Origin of the sequence: Candidatus Uabimicrobium helgolandensis (assembly GCF_041508025.1) — a bacterium.
GTDB lineage: Bacteria > Planctomycetota > Uabimicrobiia > Uabimicrobiales > Uabimicrobiaceae > Uabimicrobium > Uabimicrobium helgolandensis.
In genome coordinates this window covers 206,107-220,627 of the sequence record NZ_CP165719.1, presented here as the reverse complement: position 1 = coordinate 220,627, position 14,521 = coordinate 206,107, and the positions used below count along the sequence as shown (strand labels likewise).

At 35.7% G+C, this 14,521-nt stretch carries 9 protein-coding genes; 7 read left to right on the top strand and 2 right to left on the bottom strand.

Annotation, left to right across the window (positions count from 1 at the left end):
• Window positions 1-2: 2 nt before the first annotated feature.
• From UABHE_RS00740 to UABHE_RS00730, 3 genes are all read left to right on the top strand, one after another.
• Window positions 3-1,004: a hypothetical protein gene (locus UABHE_RS00740; RefSeq protein ID WP_372368225.1), complete on the top strand. Its 1,002-nt coding sequence runs from the start codon at window positions 3-5 to the stop codon at window positions 1,002-1,004.
• Window positions 1,005-1,203: 199 nt separating this feature from the next.
• Window positions 1,204-1,980, top strand: a complete 777-nt coding sequence (locus UABHE_RS00735; protein ID WP_372368224.1) for an outer membrane protein — start codon at window positions 1,204-1,206, stop codon at window positions 1,978-1,980.
• Window positions 1,981-1,996: 16 nt separating this feature from the next.
• Window positions 1,997-4,522, top strand: coding sequence for a caspase family protein (locus UABHE_RS00730; RefSeq protein WP_372368223.1), 2,526 nt, complete (start codon window positions 1,997-1,999; stop codon window positions 4,520-4,522).
• A gap of 141 nt (window positions 4,523-4,663) precedes the next feature.
• Here the strand turns inward: UABHE_RS00730 and UABHE_RS00725 are convergent, their stop codons facing one another.
• Both UABHE_RS00725 and UABHE_RS00720 read right to left on the bottom strand, forming a co-directional pair.
• Window positions 4,664-7,585, bottom strand: coding sequence for a calcium-translocating P-type ATPase, PMCA-type (locus tag UABHE_RS00725; protein WP_372368222.1), 2,922 nt, complete (start codon window positions 7,583-7,585; stop codon window positions 4,664-4,666).
• Between the two features lie 45 nt (window positions 7,586-7,630).
• Window positions 7,631-8,542, bottom strand: a complete 912-nt coding sequence (locus UABHE_RS00720) for a serine/threonine protein kinase (RefSeq protein ID WP_372368221.1) — start codon at window positions 8,540-8,542, stop codon at window positions 7,631-7,633.
• Window positions 8,543-9,315: 773 nt separating this feature from the next.
• Here UABHE_RS00720 and groL (UABHE_RS00715) point away from each other — a divergent pair.
• The 4 genes from groL (UABHE_RS00715) (at window position 9,316) to dnaJ (ending at window position 14,516) form a co-directional block, all read left to right on the top strand.
• Complete coding sequence (gene groL / locus UABHE_RS00715) at window positions 9,316-10,926, top strand: chaperonin GroEL (protein ID WP_372368220.1); 1,611 nt, start codon at window positions 9,316-9,318, stop codon at window positions 10,924-10,926.
• A gap of 32 nt (window positions 10,927-10,958) precedes the next feature.
• Window positions 10,959-11,246: a co-chaperone GroES gene (groES, locus tag UABHE_RS00710; protein ID WP_372368219.1), complete on the top strand. Its 288-nt coding sequence runs from the start codon at window positions 10,959-10,961 to the stop codon at window positions 11,244-11,246.
• Window positions 11,247-11,507: 261 nt separating this feature from the next.
• The gene (gene groL, locus UABHE_RS00705) at window positions 11,508-13,115 is read left to right on the top strand and encodes a chaperonin GroEL (RefSeq protein WP_372368218.1); all 1,608 of its coding nucleotides are present in this window, start codon (window positions 11,508-11,510) and stop codon (window positions 13,113-13,115) included.
• Window positions 13,116-13,379: 264 nt separating this feature from the next.
• Window positions 13,380-14,516 carry a molecular chaperone DnaJ gene (dnaJ, locus tag UABHE_RS00700; RefSeq protein ID WP_372368217.1) on the top strand — a complete coding sequence of 379 codons (1,137 nt, stop codon included), beginning with the start codon at window positions 13,380-13,382 and terminating at the stop codon, window positions 14,514-14,516.
• Window positions 14,517-14,521 lie beyond the last annotated feature (5 nt).

Below are 14,521 nucleotides of genomic sequence, written 5' to 3'. Positions count from 1 at the left end.
CAATGCGTACTTTTTTGATTTGTGCTATTTTTTTATTATGTAGCTGTGTTGAAAAACAAGATACAAATACCTTAGAAGATGTACAAAGTAGAAATACCCCAACAAATTCGTCTTTAAAAATAGTTGTTCTCGGAGAGAAAATAGACGAAGAAAAAAAGAAATACGATAGTGAAGAATCAGTAGAAATTTCTTTTGCTACAGGAGTGTATACTTACACTTGGCAACGCCAGGCAGATAAAGTTACATTACTCGGTGACTATACTTTTAGTAACGATGAAAATACGACAAAATTTTTATCATTGAAGGATTTTTCGAAGGATACAGACTGGTTTATCATTACAAGTAATAAACCCTTAGGACTGTCAAAAAGTAAAATACGCAATTTGGCAAAGTCTATTCCAATAACAGAAAATAGTAGCGCACTAAAACCTTATACTTGGAGAATTTATAATGTCGAAGACAATTTAAAGAATATAAATATCCAAGCAAATATCGACATATTCCATACTCCATTCTCCTTTGAGATAATGAGTAAGAACGCGAATGAAGAGTCTTTTCAACCTCAGCGCAAGCAGAAATTAAAACAAAGTAGTCAATTAAATCTGCAGTTTAAAATGTTCCAAGAACGATATTTTTCTATATTTATTTGCTCCATTTCTTCAGATAAAGTAATTTCTGTATCGCAAATATTTCCTGAAAATAACAACAAAGTTACACAGTTACTTCCTCATGGATTTGAGTGGAAAAAAACTATAAAGGGTGCTATTAAGCCAAATGAAGAAAACAATGAACACTGGATATATTGTTTTAATAGCGATCAAAAATTGGATAACGGAGAAATCAAACAATGGTTATCTACAAAAGCAAGAGGGTTTGATGCTGTAGTGTCACTAACTACAGGAGAAATAACTCCTATAGAAAATGAAGAAGTTCTAGGTGAAGCAAATAATATAATTAAAGTAGAAGAGAAAGATTTTCCTCATATTAAAATAGGTTTACAATAAATAAAATAAACCTAGAATACGCTCTTTTGCTAAACGTGGAAACTATAGAAAACAAATATAGACATCTTCTAGTTAAGTAAATATACTTTAAAGGGATTCAGTAAAAGAAGTGATCATATTTTGCTCAATCCTTTGTATTTTAAAAACTAGGACATTTCCGATCTATAATAGATTATTTTGCACAAAATAGGAAAGTACAATGCTAAAAGTATATTACTTTGTTTTATCTTTTATATTTCTATTACCTCTCCATGCAGATTCAGATGTATTTACATTAGATGAAATTCAATATCTGAACGTAAAATCTGTTGATGTTCGTAGTGTAGGTGTTGGTTTCATTGGTCGCTTCTTTCACGAAGATTTATTGTCGTTTGATGCAGGCGCAGACACTATCAATCAGATAGAGGATGTGGAAGATAAAGGGCAAGGAGGGATTCAATTCTCTTTTCGCTACGGATTAGATAATTATCTATTTCCTGGTATATCACTAGGGCTAAAATTCGATTATATTTATGCCAACATTGATAATGTTAATCTATTAATTCTTGATAATGACATAATTGATTTTGAACTTGTTGATACTGGTTTTTTTACAGCGCACTCCTTTAGTATAATTCCAAATATAGAACTCAGTTTATTTAATCTTGCCGAAAATCTATTCTCCTTTGATATTTCCTCCTATTGGGATATATACATATATACAGGTATTCGCTTAAGTTACAATATATATGACGAAAATAACGATTTAGATGACCAAAATTTAAATCTTAAAGGATTAAATAATTTTGTGTATGGTTTTGAGTTTGGACTTGGAACAGAAGTATTTTTTAATTATGTTTGGTCGATTAAATTAGAGTATTCGTACTCTACACAAAATACCGACTTTGATATTATAGAAGGTAATGAGAATAAAGCAACTGTAGACTTCGATATGATTACATCGAAAGTAGTCCTTGGCATAAATTATTATTTTTAACGATCGCAGACCAAATATGAATAAGATAATATTTCTAGTAGTAGCATTGTTCATTTTTATGAGCTGTAAAAATATAACAAGTCGATATTCTCTCGGATCAACAAGACCTGATTTGCAGGCGATTTCGGCATCTCCGTATATAGTTCCCAATACCCAAATGCATACGGATATTATTCGTAAAATTGCCATCGATAACGATGAAAAATACATTGTTACAGGCTCACTTGATAAAACAATTCGTATATGGAAATACAAAAAAAACCGCTATGAATGCGATTTACATAAAATATTACGTGTACCTACCGCAGAAGGTAGTGAAGGAAAAATATATGCTATTGCTATTTCGCCAAATGGTAAAATAATAGCTGCTGCTGGCTGGACAGGTCTTAACTGGCAAAGAATGTCGAATATATATTTATTCGATGCTGACAATGGCCAATTAATTTATCGTATTTCGGGATTACCAAATATCGTGCATGACTTAGCATTTTCTAAACTGGGAACCCGTTTAGCTGCATGTCTTGAGAGCGGTGGAGTATATGTTTATGATACACTGTACTATAATCTAATATACAAGGACCGCTATTATGACGGTGCTGTTTATTCTGCTGATTTTAATGCTTTAGATCATCTTGCTACTGCTTCCGCCGATGGTCATTTAAGATTGTATGATCAAGACTTTTCGATGATCAACAAAATAAAAACCCAAAGCGGTTCAATCCCATACTCCTTGTGTTTTTCACCAGATGATATTTTGATTGCTGTGGGTTTTGCAGATAGTGAAAAAGTAGATGTTTATAGCGATACAACACTCGATTTTCGTTACTCTCCTAATCTCGAGACTTTAAAAAGCACACTTAAAAATGTTTGTTGGGGAAAAGATGGCTCACTATATGTTTCGGGTAAAAATCAGAACAAACAAGAAGTGATTCGGCGTTTTCCGCCAGATAAATCACCAAAAGATATACTAGTACAATCAAACAGCGAAATCCAGCATATGGCCGCTTTAGTAAATGGCGACATCGCGTTTTGTTCAACAGAACCGTCCTTTGGTATTATTGCTGGCGATCAATTGCGTATGCATAAAACAGCTAACAGAATTAATTTTCGTAACAAAGGATATACCTTCGCTCTCTCCCCTGATGGCAAACACGTACATTTTAGTTACAATGACAAAGAAACTGCTTATTTTTCAATGGACTCATCTAAACTACATTTATCCAAGCCAAAAAGTAAAGACAATCGTTATATTGCTTTTTTACCAGCAATTCAAAAAAGTCAGTCATTGCAAATAAATAACTGGGAAAGCTCTCGAGAAATACAAGTAAACGGTCGCGTTTTTCAAAGCGATAGTACTGCAAGAAGTATTGCTATTGCATCAAATAAAAAAATAATTGCGCTTGGTACAGATCACTACTTATATCTAATCGATGAAAACAATAATATTATTTGGAAAAACTCTATCTCATCAAGTGCTTGGCGCGTAAATATATCTCGTAATGAAAAAATGCTTGTTGCTGCTATAGGAAACGGAACAATTTGTTGGTACAATCTAAACACTGGGCAAAAGATACTTACATTTTTTACTGTCAATAATAATAACAAAGGTAAAAAACCGTGGATTGCATGGAAAAACAATAAGTACACTTCCTCTCCAGGAGGTGAGTTACTCGCTCATGAAATTAGAAATAAAAGCACAGAAACAATACCAGGGGAACAACCTTTACTTGCTATCAATAATACAGTTAATCAGCAAATAGATTCAGAACCACTGGAACAAAAAAGTCTACCCCAAATAAACATTCCAACCCCAAAACACACAAAACAAAAAAAACAAAACCTCTATATACTATCTGTTGGGATAAGCAAATATAGAGAATCTGCCCTTGACCTCAATTACGCAGCAAAAGACGCGCAAAATTTTTACGATAAAATGATAGAGCAAAAGCATTACCAAAAAGTAAGTGGCCGTATAATTCTCGATCAAAAAGCAACTCAAGTCGAAATTTTGCGCGGTTTAGATTTTATTCAAGAAAATTGCACGCAAAATGATATAGCTATGATTTTTCTAGCAGGTCACGGAGAAAAAGATAATTACGGAGATTACTACTTTTTGCCAACAGATTTTTACCCAAAAAGAGGTATTAGTAAAACAGCTGTTGAGTTTAGCGAGATTCAAAATGTTATAAGTAAAATCCAAGGAAAAACTATATTGTTACTAGATACTTGTCGTTCTGGAGCTGTTAACATTAATAATATAATTGCTAACTTTGAGTCAAATAAAAACCAACTCATGATTATTTCATCAGCTTCGGCAAATCAAGTAGCACTAGAAGGAAAAGATTGGAACAATGGAGTTTTCACCAAAAGTTTGTTGGAAGGATTAGATGGCAAGGCTAGTTATAAAGGGCAAATTAGTATTCAACAACTCTATACTTATGCATCTAATAGAGTTAAAGAACTCACTGGAAATAAACAAATTCCAACTATTATGATTCCAAACAGTATGAGTGATTTTATTGTTGCAAGATCAGATAAATAGAACATATTCATAAGCATAAAATGGATTAGAAAAAGATACATAACACAACTGTTCTTATTAAAAGTAACACGCCTAAATTTTTAGCTTTTGTTTTACTATAGGTAAACACTGTAGTGAATTCACTACAGTGTTTACCTAAAATCAACTTTTTTGTCCAAATAGTAAGCGCATACCTTCTCCAATCCAAAGAACTATCGAAGTATAGCCTATAATTTTTAGCCAATCTTCTGACTGTAGAGGTACTGTGCGGAAAAGAGTTCCTCCGAATTGAACCATTAGTATTTGTCCCACTATAATAATAGCTGCTACTGCCAGAAAAGCCTTGTTCTTGAATAAAGTTGCAAAAACGCTTTTTCCTGTTCCAAAAGCTTTTGCATTTAACATATTCCATAATTGTAAAAATATAAATGTGTTGAAGAATATAGTTAAACGATACTTGTACTCAAAAGATTGCAGTTCCCACTTTAAGCCTGGTGTTCCTCCGTCAAGATAGAAAATCATGAACACTAACATTACACAAATAAAGACAAACCCACCACCTAAGATTAACCATGTCATGGTACGATCTATAATAAAATCATCAGGATGTCTTGGTGAGCGATTCATTAATTTTTCATTTGGAGGCTCTGTCGCGAGCGCTAGAGCTGCAAAAGTATCCATTATAAGATTTACCCACAGCATTTGCATAACGGTTAAAGGAAACTGAGTTCCTACAAATGGCCCAAGAAGGGCAATACCCAAAGCGGCAACATTTATCGTTAGCTGGAAAATCAAGAAACGCTGTATATTTTGAAATAAAGATCTTCCCCACAGAATTGCTTTAGTTATACTGGTAAAGGAATCATCTAGTAGAACTATATCACTTGCTTCTTTTGCTATCGATGTACCACATTTCCCCATCGCTAAACCTACATCAGCGTGATTTAGCGCTGGTGCATCATTAACACCATCTCCAGTAACAGCAACCACTTCATTTTGCTCTTGCAAGTTTTTTACTAAGCGTAGTTTATTTGCTGGACGCGCTCGATAAAGAACTTTTATATTTTTAGCATTTTTTTGAAGTTTTTCATCATCCCATTCTTCAAAATCATGTCCGCTAACTAAAATATTTTCGCGATTATTATCTTCGTCTTCCCATAAATTTATTTGTTTAGCAATTTCGCGAGCTGTTTTTTCATTATCTCCTGTTACGATTTTGATATCAACTCCAGCGCGCATACATACAGAAATAGCATCAGGAACATCAGGACGAATAGGATCACTAATTGCCGTAAACCCTAACCAATTCATTCCATTCACAATCTTATCAATATTAATATCATTTCCGTAATTTTGAATTTCTTTGTAGGCAAATCCTATTGTGCGCATGCCTTTATCTTGATAAGTAACTAATTGCTCATTTACTTCTTTTTGGTAGGAAGTAACAGACTTCAACTTATCAGCGGTTTCAACAAGAGAGCATTTACCTAAAACAATTTCAGGCGCACCTTTTACAAAAAGTACCGGGTTTTTTAGTCCATCAATCTTGGCAATAGTTGCCATGTACTTACGTTCTGTATTAAATGACCATTCTTTTAATTGTTCATGAGCTTTACGCAAAGGAAGGTAGTCAACATCATTTTCATGTAGCCACAGCAACAATGCACCTTCAGTAGGATTTCCTAAGATATTAGGGTTGGTTTGCGATTTAGAGAAATCTAAATTTGCTGTACTGTTAATTGCAATAGACCTAACAATCCATTCGTCTTTTTTAAGTTTGTCATCGCTTTTGTATGGAATTTTAAATTCTGTAACATGCATGTTATTTTGTGTCAATGTTCCTGTTTTATCAGAACAAATAACAGTAGCAGCGCCTATCGTTTCGCAAGCATGCATTTTTCGCACTAAGTTATTATTTGCAATGAGTTTTCTCATACTATATGCAAGACACAAGGTTACACTTAGGGCAAGACCTTCTGGTACAGCAACAACGATAATCGTAACAGCAATCATAAAATACTGTAAGAGATCAAGTAGTATTTTTTCAGTAATCCACTCTTGAGGGACAGAGGAAATAAACTTATTTTGAATAAGAAGGTAAATACCCGCTCCCCAGACTACTACTCCTAAAATAATAGTTATGATCCATGGTTTTAAACCACCTTTTTCTAACCATTTTGGAGGGGAAGAAGGGATTTTAAAAATATCACATGCATCAAAAAAAACAGGAGCCCACATCATTGTTAAAGCGACAAAAATAGCCGACATAGATAATCCAGTAAATATCCACTGTGCCTGGTTCAGAACTAAAGATTTATCACTCACTCCTTGGATAATGAGGGCAATAAAAATAGCAGCTGCAATACTAAATGCAACTACCTCAATAAGGCGACTAAGTTTGGCAAGTTGTTTGTTTAGAGGGGTTGTATTTCCTGAGAGAACAGCAGCATCGCGAGCTGTTTTTCCTATTTCAGTATGGTCTCCTACCGCAGTTACTCTTAGAGTAGCATGTCCATCAACAACAACCGTACCCTTGTATAACATATAGTCAGGATAAGGTTCTGAGACTTGACTTTCTGCCTTAATGCATTTATGAATAGGATGCGATTCTCCTGTAAGTTTTGCTTGAGAGACTTGCAAATTAGCGCTTTTTAGTACTTCGGTATCGGCAGGGATTTCTTGACCAGTGTTTACTAATAAGATATCGTTTACTACAATTTCGTTCATTGGAATAGACATAAACTTACCATTACGAATAACTTCAATCGGAATTTCGTTATTTACTTGGTTAAGTATATCAAACTCAGCATTTGCTCTGTATTCATTAATAAATGCTATTCCAGTTGCTAGTATAATTGCTATAACAATAGCAATACCCTCTGTGTAATCCTCGTGAATAACACCTATTGCTATAGAAAGAACCGCAGCAATAATTAAAATACGAATAACAGGGTCTTCAAATTTTTCTAAAAACAATCTCCACCAAGGATCTCGTGGTGGTGGAGTAAGTACATTCGCGCCGTTTTTTTCTCTGCTTTCGATAACTTCAGCGTCAGTTAGACCCTTCAGATGTTTATCAGACACAACTTTACCTCTCTAGATTTACTTTGAGCGCATCTATTATTTGCGCTATTTTCTTTTGCGTAAAATAATTTTTATTTGTTCTTTTAGTCTAGTTGCAGTCAGACGATCTTCTTGTTTTTTTTCTGTCATATTGAATAATAATTTACGTACTTCTGGAGAGAAATTTCCTAGTGCGTTGAGATTGATAGGTTCATAGATATGGCGTCGCATAACTTCTGTGGCATCTTCTCCTTCAAATGGAAGTTTACCTGAAATCATCTGAATACAAGTAATTCCCAATGAATAAACATCACTACGACCATCTAGATTTTTTTCCCCGCGTGCTTGCTCTGGAGAGATATATTCTATTGTGCCACATGTAGATTCTGTTTTTTGTAGGTTTTTTATTTCAACTGCCAAAGCCAAGTCACATAGTTTCACTTTTTCTCCGACAACAAGTATATTTGCCGGCTTTATATCACGATGTACAATTTGCTTTTTTTCTAAATATACTAAAGCTCTAGAAACTTGTAAGGCAACACGTAGTGCATGTTCCTCTGTAAAAGAAAAACCTTTTTCAATGAATGATATAAGACTTTCTCCTTCAACAAGCTCTATTGCCAAAAAATAAAAACCTTTGGATATTCCAAAATCTAGGCCTTTTAGAATGTTGGGATGTTTGAGATTAATCAGCATCATACCTTCATTGATAAATTGCTGTAGAATGGTTGGATCATTGTTGTGTCCAGGATAAAGAAGTTTCAGTGCTGCAAACTCTCCCGTATCAGTATTTTGCGCTTTAAATACGGTTCCCATTCCGCCACTTCCTACTTTATCAATCATGCAGTAACCAGAAATAGGTTGTTCACCCTCAACTTCGATAGGATTAGGGGATGTATTCTGAAGTTTTTTTTGCGTTTTTATAGCATGCTTTTTCAAAGTTTCGATAACTTTATTTGTTTTGCGATCCAGTTCCACAATCACCCCAATAATTTGTTTGGATGTAAACTATTATAAGCTATTACAGATAACGTCTGTATATTACTATACTGTAATGGAGAAAGGATTGCAAATTCTTTTAGCAACAAGTAATGTTTGCTAGAACACCTGTTGTTGAGGTTTGTATTAAGGGATATAGGGCGCGCCATCATCCAAAGAATAACAGATATCGTTAAAATATCATTGCCTTATATTATGATACTGCGAGTAGTATCGAACCCGTTTCCAAAAACTTTCTAAAAGTAGTAGAAAACAGAGTTTTTTGCGAGTTGTAACAAATGCTTCTTTATTTGATTAAAAGCTTTGAAATCGAGTTCGGAAATGAACTCGGGCTTGAAAAAACATTTTGAATGATAGCAGTCCTAATTGAAATAAAATGTTCGCTTATTTTCACCACATCCCTTAGTACAAAATAAAGCCAAATTGTTAGAGAATTTGAAAAGTTAAGTGACCTGACAAAATAGTTCTTATTTAATGTCAAAATGTCTTAGGATAGATTGTCAATAGTTTGTCACTATGACAGACTGCACTAGCGCTTTTATTTAACGATAAAATAAAACAAAAAAAATATCTCTATAAACATCAGACAAATAGAGGTTTATATATTTTATATAAGAGTTAGGTATGTATTTTGCTGTAAAAAAGAAAATGAAATATTTTGGGTTCTTCAGGAGAAGAGATCAGTCAAAATTTACTCAGAAGATCCGAATTTACAGACATGCCGTTAATATGTAATGTAAGGAGAAGGATGTATGGCTAAACAATTAGCCTTTGACCAAGAAGCACGTAGTGCTATTCGCGAAGGAGTAACAAAGCTAGCACGTGCTGTTAAAGTTACCCTAGGTCCAAAAGGACGCAATGTTGTAATTGACAAGGGATGGGGTTCTCCCAATGTCACAAAAGATGGTGTAACTGTAGCTGAAGAAATGGAGCTACAAAACGCTTACGAAAACATGGGTGCGCAACTTGTGAAAGAAGTGGCATCAAAAACTTCGGATGTAGCAGGTGACGGAACAACTACGGCAACTGTTCTTGCTGAAGCTATTTTTCTCGAAGGTTACAAATACGTAACTGCGGGAGCAAATCCTCTAGTATTAAGTAGAGGTGTTGACAAAGCAGTAGCGGCGGTTGTTGGAGAATTACAAAAACTTGCCCAAGAAGTTAAAGATGACAAAGAAATAGAGCAAATTGCAACGATTGCCTCTAACAACGACGCCAAAGTAGGGCACATGATTTCCGATGCGATGAAAAAAGTAGGAAAAGATGGTGTTATCACTGTCGAAGAAGGCAAAGGAATGGAAACTGATGTCGAAGTGGTTGAAGGTATGCAGTTTGATAGAGGCTACATTTCTCCTCATTTTGTTACAAACCAAGATGAGATGGAAGTTGTTCTTGAAAACCCTTACATCCTCATTTACGAAGACAAAGTATCTGCCATCAAAAAAATTGTTCCTCTTTTAGAAGCGATATCTCAAGCAAAAAGATCTTTGCTTATCATCGCTGAAGATGTTGATGGAGAAGCTTTGGCAACATTAGTAGTAAACAAGATTCGCGGTATTGTTCAGTGTTGCGCAGTAAAAGCTCCTGGTTATGGCGATCGTCGTAAAGCAATGCTTGAAGATCTTGGTATACTCACAAGTGGCAAAGTTTTATTTAAAGATCTAGGTGTTGATCTTGAACAAGTTGCACTTTCAGAACTAGGCACTGCGAAAAAAGTGACCATCACTTCTGACAATACAACAATTATTGAAGGCGCAGGAAAAAAAGAAGATATCGATGCACGCGTCACACAAATCAAAAAAGAAATTGAAAACACCGACTCTGACTATGATCGCGAAAAACTACAAGAACGTTTAGCAAAATTAGCAGGTGGTGTTGCTCAGATTAACGTTGGCGCTGCTTCTGAAGTTGAGTTAAAAGAAGCAAAAGCTCGCATAGATGATGCAATTCACGCAACAAGAGCTGCTATAGAAGAAGGAACTCTTCCTGGTGGTGGTGTTGCTCTTATTCGCGCAGCTAAAGCGCTTAATGATATGAAACTTGATGGTGATGAAGATCATGGAGTTGCTATTATCAAAGCTGCTCTTAGTATGCCTATCAAACAAATCGTAGAAAATACCGGTGGCGAAGGTGCTGTAGTTGCGAAACAAGTTTTGACAAAAGACGGATTTTACGGCTACGATGCAGGAGAAGACGCTTTCGGAGACTTGTACGAAAAAGGTATTATTGATCCAGCTAAAGTAACACGTAGCGCATTACAAAATGCTGCAAGCGTAGCTTCTTTGCTACTAACAACTGGTTGCTTAATCGCAGAAGCTCCCAAAGATGACGATGATGCACCTTACGGCGATGACATGATGTAATTAGAACAAATTTTTTTGATAGGAGATTTAAAATGGCTCTTCAACCAATAGATGACCGAGTAGTTGTAGAAATTGAAGCCGCACAATCAACAACCCAAGGTGGGATAGTATTACCTGAAGCAGCAAAAGAAAAACCACAACGCGGAAAAATTATTGCTGTGGGAAAAGGTAAATTGTTAGCCAGTGGCGAACGTGCAGCTTGCAGTCTCTCTGAGGGAGATCGCGTAATTTTCGGCAAATATTCTGGTACTGAAGTAAAATATGATGGTGCTGAGTACAAGATACTAAAAGAGGGTGACATCTTAGCGAAACTTGGATAGTCAAATGAAATGGGGAGCACACGCTTCCCGTAAAAGTTATGTTTTAAGGCATGTAGAAAAAAATGATCTACCCATTTGTTTGATCTTTTATCTATCAGTTTCATTATTCTCAATTTAGAGAAATAGAATTTTCCCCATTCAAAATTCCAACTGATAATAAAATTCCAGTGCAAAAATTGAACAGGATATTTCTTTCCACATGCCTAAGCTCACTAAAAACAAGAGTTGTTGCTTTTGTTTGTATAAAAAAGGAGAATTTTCATGGGAGCTAAGCAGCTTTTCTATAGTGAAGATGCGCGCAAGAAATTAAAAGATGGCTTAGATAAATTAGCGAAAACTGTAACTGTAACAATGGGTCCAACAGGACGTAATGTTGCTATCCAAAAAAGTTTTGGTAGTCCTACAATTACAAAAGACGGTGTTACAGTATCAAAAGAAGTCGAATTAGAAGACCCATTTGAAAACATGGGCGCAAAAATGGTTAACGAAGTGGCCTCTAAAACTTCCGATGTTGCAGGAGATGGTACTACTACAGCGACACTACTGACTCAAGCTATTTATGGCGAAGGTTTGAAGTACGCAAGTACTGGTGTGAATGCTGTTAAAATTAAAAGAGGTATTGACAAAGCTGTTAGTGCTATAGTCGCTGAAATAAAAAAACTATCGCGCGAAATAAAAGACAAAGAAGAGATTGCACAAGTTGGAACAATTTCCGCAAATAGCGATTCCAAAATCGGAAATTTACTTGCTGATGCAATGGAAAAAGTTGGTAACGACGGTGTTATTACAGTTGAAGAAGCTAAGGGAATTGAAACTTCGATGCGCTGCGTTGAAGGAATGCAGTTTGATAAAGGGTATATTTCTCCTTACTTTATTACTGATGTAGAAAACACAAGTGCTGAGTTAGAAGATGCGTACATTTTACTGTATGACAAGAAAATTTCTAACGTAAAAGAACTTATTCCTGTTTTAGAACAAACAGCTCGCGGTGGCAAGCCTCTATTTATTATTGCTGAAGACATTGAAGGCGAAGCTTTAGCAGCTCTTATTGTAAATAAACTAAGAGGAATCCTTAACGTTTGTGCAGTAAAAGCACCTGGTTTTGGAGATCGTCGTAAGGCTATGCTTGACGATATCGCTATACTTACAGGTGGCAAGGTAATTAGCGAAGAGCTTGGTTTAAAACTAGAGAATATAGAGTTGACAGATTTAGGAAATGCAAAACGAATTAGCATTACAAAAGATGAGACAACTCTAATTGAAGGCGCAGGCAGCAAGGATGAAATTGCTAGCCGCATTTCTCAAATAAAAAACCAGATGGAAAAAACATCTTCGGACTACGATCGTGAAAAACTTCAAGAGCGTTTAGCAAAACTTTCTGGTGGAGTTGCAGTTATTGAAGTAGGTGCTGCAACAGAAGCAGAAATGAAAGAAAAGAAAGCTCGCGTTGAAGATGCACTACATGCTACAAAGGCTGCGGCAGAAGAAGGAATCGTTCCTGGTGGTGGAGTTGCATATATTCGTTCTCTACACGTTCTTGACAATATCGAAGCGTGTCCTGAAGAAAAATTTGGCGTACAAATCATAAAAAATGCATTAAGTGCACCAATGAAAAAAATTGCATCTAATGCTGGTTACGACGGTGCAGTAATTGTTTCTGATGTAAAAGAGAAAGATGTAAATATTGGCTTTAACGCGCGCACTGGAGAGTTTGTTGACATGGTGACTGAAGGAATCATTGATCCTACAAAAGTCGTTCGTGTAGCACTACAAAACGCAGCGAGTGTTGCTGGTATGATGTTAACAACAGAAGCCATGATTACTGATATTGGCGACAAAGAAAATCACATCTCTGGAAGTATTTCTTAAATATTTCAAAGAAATATTTAAAAATACTCTCATAAATAGTGCAAGACCATTAACGTTCTTGTGGATCAGGAAAAACAACCTTACCTAACAATAAGTTGTTTTTCTTTTTCCTGTACTAGTGCTCTGGAACATTGATTCGATGGAAGCGTTAGTTAAATGGCAATGTTCTAGCGTACCAGTCAGTTATCAAAACCACATAGTTTTGATAACTGAAATCTGTTGCGTTTTGGCAGTTTTTTTTATTTTACGAAAATATAGGTAACGATGAGTGAAAAAAGAGATTATTACGAAGTTCTCGGAGTAGAAAGAAATGCTTCTACCGACGAAATTAAGTCGAAATATCGAAAATTGGCTTTAAAATATCACCCTGATAAAAATCCAGGTGACGAAGAGGCAGAAAGAAACTTTAAAGAAGCTGCTGAAGCTTATGAAATTTTATCTGATTCAGAAAAAAGAAGCCGTTACGATCGTTTTGGTCACTCGGGTATGTCTGGCCAGGGCGGATTTAGTAACGCTGAAGATATTTTTAGTGCATTCGGAGATATTTTTGGCGGTGGCGGTATTTTCGAAGATTTGTTTGGTATGGGAGGTGGAGGTGGTCGCAGTAGACGCAGACGAGGAAACCACTTACACTGTACTATTCAAATGGATTTTGCTGAACCAGCAGAAACCCAAGAAAAGTCAATAAAAATAAAGAGACGCGAAAGTTGTGAAACATGTACAGGTTCAGGTTGCGCTCCTGGTACCAAAAGAAATGTTTGCGACCGCTGTCAGGGCCGAGGATTCATACAACAATCGCAAGGTTTTTTTAGCTTACGTACAGGTTGTCCTTATTGTAACGGACAAGGTAGTGTTATTACTAAAAAATGTAAACCGTGCGTTGGAACAGGAAGCGTCCCTGTCGATAGAGAATTAGATGTAAAAATACCTGCCGGCGTTGAAGATGGTATGCAAATTCGCATCGCAGGAGAAGGTGAAGCTCTAGAACAGGGTGGGGAAAGAGGCGATTTATATTGCGAAATAAGTGTTAGCCCTCATCCGTTTTTTGAAAGACAAGGAGACAGTGTTATACTTCAGTTGCCAATTTCTTTTACCCAGGCAGCATTGGGAGCAAATATTGAAATTCCTACGATCTATGGTAAGAGTAAACTAACAATACCTGCTGGTTCTCAAAATAATGATGTGTTAAAATTAAGCGGTAAAGGATTTCCTAGCGTTCGCGGGCGTGGAAAGGGTGATCAATTAATTGTTATTTTAGTTGAAGTTCCAAAAAAACTGAGCAAAGAACAACGCCGCTTATTACAAGAGTTTGATAATTTAGAAGAAAAAAGTAATAGCAATCCTCAGCAAAAATCTTTTTGGAAAAAAGCAAGTGAGTGGTTCAAATCACTAGAGATTTAGAAATC

Coding starts and splice junctions, on each gene's coding strand:
- groES (WP_372368219.1), top strand. CDS start 10,959: ATGGCTCTTCAACCAATAGATGACCGAGTAGTTGTAGAAATTGAAGCC.
- UABHE_RS00735 (WP_372368224.1), top strand. CDS start 1,204: ATGCTAAAAGTATATTACTTTGTTTTATCTTTTATATTTCTATTACCT.
- dnaJ (WP_372368217.1), top strand. CDS start 13,380: ATGAGTGAAAAAAGAGATTATTACGAAGTTCTCGGAGTAGAAAGAAAT.
- groL (WP_372368218.1), top strand. CDS start 11,508: ATGGGAGCTAAGCAGCTTTTCTATAGTGAAGATGCGCGCAAGAAATTA.
- UABHE_RS00730 (WP_372368223.1), top strand. CDS start 1,997: ATGAATAAGATAATATTTCTAGTAGTAGCATTGTTCATTTTTATGAGC.
- groL (WP_372368220.1), top strand. CDS start 9,316: ATGGCTAAACAATTAGCCTTTGACCAAGAAGCACGTAGTGCTATTCGC.
- UABHE_RS00740 (WP_372368225.1), top strand. CDS start 3: ATGCGTACTTTTTTGATTTGTGCTATTTTTTTATTATGTAGCTGTGTT.